This window comes from Sporomusa sp., assembly GCF_035561255.1.
Classification (GTDB): Bacteria; Bacillota; Negativicutes; order Sporomusales; family Sporomusaceae; genus Sporomusa.
The window spans coordinates 1-5,266 of record NZ_DATMXX010000030.1; the positions used below are offsets into that span (position 1 = coordinate 1).

The 5,266-nt window shown below is 45.8% G+C and carries 3 protein-coding genes; all 3 read right to left on the bottom strand.

Annotation, left to right across the window (positions count from 1 at the left end; all coding sequences use genetic code 11):
• Positions 1–13 precede the first annotated feature (13 nt).
• The gene (gene acsB / locus VN379_RS01515) at positions 14–2,143 is read right to left on the bottom strand and encodes an acetyl-CoA decarbonylase/synthase complex subunit alpha/beta (RefSeq protein ID WP_325530098.1); all 2,130 of its coding nucleotides are present in this window, start codon (positions 2,141–2,143) and stop codon (positions 14–16) included.
• Between the two features lie 70 nt (positions 2,144–2,213).
• Entirely contained in the window at positions 2,214–4,151 is a 1,938-nt protein-coding gene (gene cooS, locus VN379_RS01520) for an anaerobic carbon-monoxide dehydrogenase catalytic subunit (protein ID WP_325530100.1), read from the bottom strand.
• A gap of 188 nt (positions 4,152–4,339) precedes the next feature.
• Positions 4,340–5,266, bottom strand: a 927-nt coding sequence (locus VN379_RS01525) for a formate--tetrahydrofolate ligase (protein ID WP_325530102.1), incomplete at its 5' end; no start/stop codon positions are given.

Consider the following 5,266-nt stretch of genomic DNA (forward strand, 5'->3'; position numbering starts at 1 on the left):
ACCATAAATAATATTACATCATTGGGTCCATAGTGATTGCAGGATGTTGTTTTTCTTCCAGGAACGGCAGAATTTCCTCTTCATTGGTGCCAACAGTTTCATCGGCAATTTTTTCAACGAAGTCAGCGCCAAGGCCTGCAGCTACAGCCGCATCAACCAAATCCTGACCCAGGAATTCTTTAAGTTCTTTCGGCATCCAGACAACACGTGCCAAACCACCGTCTGCTGGAACAAACTTAGCGCTGCAGAGGTAACGGCGGCCCATTCCCATGAAACCAGGGGTTTGAACACCGCCGCCGCAAGTACCGGCCAAAGCCGAGAAGGTCATGCCGCAAGGGGTATCACCAGTGTGTTCACGAGTGGTAACCATGACACCATTACACAGCGGTAGTATCGCCATAATAGCTTCGAAACATCCGCAGGAAGTCATCGGATCTTCCATCATGGTATAAAAATTAACCTTTTCTATCGTCCGGTTGGAGCCTGAATAGAAGAATTCATTAAGGTTTTGCCACTGACCTTTTACAGGATCTATGCAATCACCTTTTGTAACCGGCTGATTGGGGCCGGTTGGGGCAATTTCATTGGAGGCTTTGGCATCCAGCCAACTAACAGCACCACACAAGCCTACGTGCTCTGGCGTTACAATACACACATGGTTAGGTGCAAAGGACTGGCAGAGTGTGCAAGTGTACCAGGTGTCGACTGCTTCGTCAGTGAGGCCTTTAAGACGGGCATCACGGGCAGCGTATTTGGCGGTTGCCAGTTTGATTTTTTCTTCAATGACATCTTTATCGGTGACAAGAGTGACTTGTACACGGTCAATAATAGCCGGATAATCCGATTTGAATTTGGCAATAAGAATCTCGCCAATGTCTTTAATTTTGAAGCCTAGCTCTTTAGCATTTTTGCCAATACGCACCCACATCATATTACGTTGAGCTACGTGCCATAAACCTTCACCATAGTTAACGAAGTAGTGGATACGGCGCTCAAGCACGCCTTCGAAGTCTTCTTGCATCTTACGGCCATAAACATCAACCATAAGACCAAGTGGGAAGACGCTGCCTTCCGGCATTTCATCAATCTCAGGTCCGATAACCTGGATTCTTCCGTCTTCAACCTCATCGGCTTCGCACATACGTACAAGCTCAAAGCTGGTGGAACGACCACCGCCGAACTCAACATGGGCATCTTTTTTACGGATAGTTTCGCCTTCGAAAGCTGGTCCAATAGTAATCGGTACAGGGATATCAACAATCTTGATTTTAATGCCGCGCATTTCAAGACCCAATTTGCCGATCTTCTCGTAATCTGGCTCAGATTGATACCAGTCAGGAATTTCCTCAGCTACCGGCTGATCGGTAACGATCGGGAAGCCCATGAAGATAGCGCCAAACTCAGCAGCGAATTTAACTATATCATTAGGTCCGAGCTGAATGACAAACGCCAGAACGCGTTTAGCCTGATATTCCATAGCCCGTTCACGCTGCCCGGCAGGGATACCGCCGAAAGCAAGACCGGCACGGAAAGCAAAGTTAACAGCATGGATAACCTGGGTGAAGTTACCCAGTGGGAAGGTAATGAAGTCAGCACCGATTTTAACGTTTTCTTCAATACACTGCTCAATGACTTCATTACACAAGAAGATCATAATACCTTTAGCCTGAAGACTTTTTACCAGTTTGGCAGTTGATTTGCTGTCTTTGCCCTTACCAACGATAACGGCCACACCTGGAATTGTTTGGTCAACCAAAGGTACCCCAAATTTACGCAGGATCGGGTCAGATATAAAGCCGCAATATGGGAACTTATCAGGTTTTGCACCTTTAAGATAACGCAAAGCCTCAATAACTTCAGCCGCATACAGGGTTGCTTCACCATTTAGCTTAGCATTTTCGAAATTCAGCACTTCCCGGATGTTGGTAGTCCGAATCCGGTTAAGGATAGGGGATAGCTCACCGATAGTACTTACCTCTTCACCGCTCAGAGCAGTAATTACCGGCAGTCTGTAGGCAGTATCAGGATATTTAACCGGGCAATCAGCACCGTGTTCCTTGATGGCTTTGGCCAGAAGAATCTCCGCATAGCTGGTAGCTGTAACAGCACCTTCGTAGGCGCCTTTAAAAAGCTCCATAGACATATTATTTTTCGTCCTCCTTCATAGAGTCAATTTCTCAATATCAAAAGGTGGCTATATCCATAAAAGTTACTTAGTTCGCTTCTTCTTTTGCTTGATTAGCTTTCTTACGCATAGCGTTCTTCCAGTTACGTTCTTCAAGGATGTCTACCAGTCTTGCAGATGCTTTAACCGGATCAGTTTCCCAGAAGAAGAAGCCGCCAAATACGTCTTCAGCAACTTTAGTAACAACATCATTGACAAGAGTACTGCCAACTGTCGGAGCAACAACACCAACATGCACCGGATTGCCAAGAGCAACGTTCCAGGAGCCGATCGCAACAGCCTTTTCAGACATAGCTTCAGGGGCAGATGCAACATAAGGAACATCGCGATTATCCAGTCCCATTTCTATAGCCATCATGTTAGCCAGATCCTGGGCACGGCTGTTATCAACACAAGAACCCATGTGGAAGACCAGCGGCAGTTCGGCGGTTAAACCAGCGGCTGCATTAAGGCGGGCGATGAATTTTTTGAGTCCTTCACCAGCATATTTTTGAACACCCTCGCCATTTAGAAGGCCCTCTTTAGCAAATGCTTGCGCTGCGCAACCAGTGGCAACAATGAACACATCGTTCTTAGCCAATTCAGTAGCCATAGTGAAATGGTTTTCATCATGGGTACCTTTAAGGTTGTTACAGCCAGCGAACAATGCAACACCCTTAATTTCACCAGCTGCGATAGCATCGGTGAGAACCCGTATAGGAGCATCGGCATTAATTTTCTTAAAGATGTTGAGCAGTGATTCCAGCGTAAAACCAGCGACAACAGTGTTCCGAACATCTGGAATACATACTTTGGCCGAATCACGGGTTTTGTAAGCATCAATAGCCAAACGGATAATCTCTTTGGCACTATCAAGGGCACGGTGCTCATCAAATGCCAGGTGATAGGAACCAGGGATTTTCATGATAGGCATAGTAGTTATAATTTTGGTGTGATAGCACTCAGCAAGGCTACGCAAGCTAGGCATAATGCACTGAACATCAACAACCATTGCGTCCATTGCTCCCGTAAGGATAGCCAATTCTTGAGTTGCAAAGTTAGTAGCGATAGCAACACCTTCACGAGTCAAGACTTCGTTACCAGTACAGCAGATACCAACAAGGTTGATGCCTGCAGCCCCAGCAGCTTTTGCCTCTTCCTGCATCTCTTTTGCTGCCTTAACAACCATTTGGGAAAGCAGCGGATTGTGACCATGAAGAGCAATATTAACTTTTTCAGCTTTAATTGCTCCAAGGTTAGCCTCTGTTACAACCGGAACGCCTGTACCGAAGAGAATATCAGAAAGATCGGTAGCAAGAGCCATGCCGTCATAATCGCACAGAGCGGCCTTCAGACCACCAAAGATAATATTAACAGGATCAGCATCATTGCCTGCATGGGTTTGGTGTAATAATTGAGCAAGGCTCAGATTAATACCGCTAGGCATAATGTTGGTTTTGCGGAGAACATCCAGAGTACTTTCATTACTATTGGCAGTAATCCAAGTAATTTCATCTTCATTAACACGGCCAAACTCATTCAGAGCAGCGGTCGCAACATCCTTGGCAACAGCCAGTACATCGCGGCCTTCGGTTTCAACACCGATTTTTTTAGCCACTGCGATAAGTTTTACAGGGTCAGTTATTTGATAATCTTTCAGCTTGCCTTCGGCAACATGAAGAACTGTTTCCGCAATATGGCGGCCATGATCGGAGTGGGCAGCTGAACCACCAGCAATATAACGAACGATATTACGGGCAACGATAGTGTAGTCCATAGCACCGCAAATGCCTTTATTACCACCCGGTTTCTTGGGCAGAATACGGCAAGGACCTTGCAGGCAAATACGGCAGCAGATACCAGTGTTACCAAAGGTACAACGAGGCTCTTGAGCTTTGGCGCGATCAAATGTTGTTAAAAAGCCAATTTCTTTAGCTTTATCCAGCATTTGGGTGGCTGCCACGTCGATTGTTCTTTTGTCGGACATTCTTCTTTTCCTCCCTATGTTCATCATAGTTGTTTTCATGTGAGTCATTTACCAGGAGCTAGATACTCAGGGTCATGATATTATGAGGATTTTTTCACAAACTCTACATTCAGGTATTCGCCCTATATAGGGCGAATACCTGCAAGGATTATGAAAAATTTTCGATATATTAGTAATCTTTTGTAGAATTAGAACAAACCAACAATTTTGCCGGCATTATCTATATCCATTCTTTCAGCGGCAGGAGCTTTCGGCAGACCAGGCATGGTCATAATTTCGCCGGTAATGGCTACCAGGAAGCCAGCACCAGCTGCAACCCGAACTTCGCGAACGGTAATTCTAAACCCAGACGGACGACCAAGCTTAGACATATCATCGCTCAGGGAGTATTGTGTCTTAGCCATGCAAATCGGCGTTTTGTCATAGCCGAGTGCAGTCAGTTCCTGAATTGTCTTTTCCACAGCAGGGGTATAATTTACGCCGTCAGCGCCATAGATCTCAGTGGCGATAGCAGCGATTTTGTCTTTAATTGGGGCTTTCTCATCATAGATGAATTTAAAGTTGTTGGGTTTTTCACAAGCAGCCAAAACTTTATCTGCCAGTGCAAGGCCGCCTTCGCCGCCCTTAGCCCACACCTCTGATAATGCAACCTCTGCGCCCATAGCATTGCATTTATCTTCAACGAATTTGAGTTCGTTATCAGTGTCAGTCGGGAAAGCATTGATAGCAACAACTGTTGGCAGACCATATTTTTGCATATTCTCAATATGTTTGGTAAGATTGGCAAGACCTTTTTCAAGAGCAGCCATGTTCTCGCCAACAAGCTCTGTCTTAGGTACTCCGCCATGCATCTTAAGAGCACGAACAGTAGCAACGATAACAACTGCTGCAGGCTTGAAGCCAGCGAAGCGACACTTAATGTCAAGGAATTTTTCAGCACCAAGATCAGCACCGAAACCAGCTTCTGTCACAACAACATCAGCAAGCTTCATCGCATATTTGGTAGCAGATACACTGTTACAGCCGTGAGCAATGTTAGCAAACGGGCCGCCATGTACGAAAGCCGGTGTATTTTCGAGAGTTTGCACCAGATTGGGCTTTATGGCGTCTTTGAA